Below are 1,377 nucleotides of genomic sequence, written 5' to 3'. Positions count from 1 at the left end.
CGGCCGCTGGGGCATCGCGGCGCAGCTCTACAGCCTGCGCCGCACCGGCGACGACGGCGCGGGCGACTACACCGCGCTGGCGCGGCTGGCCGCACATGCGGCACGGCACGGCGCGCAGGCGGTGGCGATCAGCCCGACGCACGCCGGCTTTCCGGCGCTGCCCGCGCACGACAGCCCTTATTCGCCGTCGTCGCGGCGCTGGCACAACGTCGCGTATCTCGACTGCGACGCGGTGCCGGGTGCCGCTGCGGTGCCTCACGCCACCGGTGCCGCGGCTGACGCACCGCTGATCGACTGGCCGCACGTGCTGCCGCTGAAACTGCGGCGACTGCGTGCGTGCTTCGACGCGTGGCGCGCCAGCGACGACCCGTCGCGTGACGCATTCCAGCGGTTTCGCGCGACGGGCGGTGCGGCGCTCGATGCGCATGCGCGCTTCGACGCATTGCAGGCGTTCTGCCTCGAGCACGGGGCGGGCGTTGACTGGCGGAAATGGCCGGCGCCGTGGCGCGAGCCGGGATCGGCTGAAGTCGACGCGTTCGCGCACGCCCATGCCGATACGGTCGCGTTCCACACGTACCTGCAATGGTGCGCGTCGCGCGCGCTCGGCGACGCGCAGCACGCGGCACGCGGCGCGGGCATGGCCACCGGGCTGATCGCCGATCTCGCGGTCGGCTCCGATCGCGCGGGCAGCGACGCGTGGGTGCACGGCGCGACGCTGCTGCGCGGCGTGTCGCTCGGGGCGCCGCCCGACCTGTTCAATGCGGCCGGCCAGGCGTGGGGCGTGACGACCTGGACGCCCGCCGCGCTGCGTGCGGAAGGCTTCGTGCCGTTCGTCGAACTGTTGCGCTCGGCGTTCGCGCATGCGGGCGGCATCCGCATCGATCACGTGCTCGGCTTCGCGCGGATGTGGATCGTGCCGGACGGCGGCTCGCCGCGCGACGGCGCATACCTGCGCTATCCGGTCGACGATCTCGTGCGGCTCGTCGCACTCGAGGCGGCCCGTTATCGCGCGCTCGCGATCGGCGAGGATCTCGGCACGGTGCCGGCCGGCTTCCGCGAACGGCTCGGCGCGCAGGGCATCGCCGGGATGCGCGTGCTGTGGTTCGAGCGCGACGCCGGCGGCACCTTCCGGCCGCCGTCGGCATGGGATCGCGACGCGATCGCGATGACGTCGACGCACGATCTTCCGACCGTGGCCGGCTGGTGGCGCGGGGTCGATCTGGCCTGGCGGCGGATCGCGGCCGAGGCGGCGCAGCAGTCCGACGACGCGGAAGCGCGCAACGCAGCGCCGCCCGCACCGCCGGATGAAGCCAGCGCGGATGATCGGCACACGATCGTGCCCCGCGCAGCCGCCCCGCCCGACGCCGCGGACACCCC

Annotated in this window: 1 protein-coding gene; it reads left to right on the top strand. The window is 74.4% G+C overall.

Translation table 11 applies throughout. The annotated features are described in order from the left end of the window. Positions 1-1,377, top strand: a 1,377-nt coding sequence (gene malQ, locus F3J15_RS37355) for a 4-alpha-glucanotransferase (RefSeq protein ID WP_166897823.1), incomplete at both ends; no start/stop codon positions are given.

It is taken from the genome of Burkholderia sp. Ap-955 (assembly GCF_011753045.1).
Lineage (GTDB): Bacteria > Pseudomonadota > Gammaproteobacteria > Burkholderiales > Burkholderiaceae > Burkholderia > Burkholderia lata_D.
The sequence above is the reverse complement of the archived record's forward strand: the minus strand, read 5'-3'. Positions and strand labels throughout refer to the sequence as shown.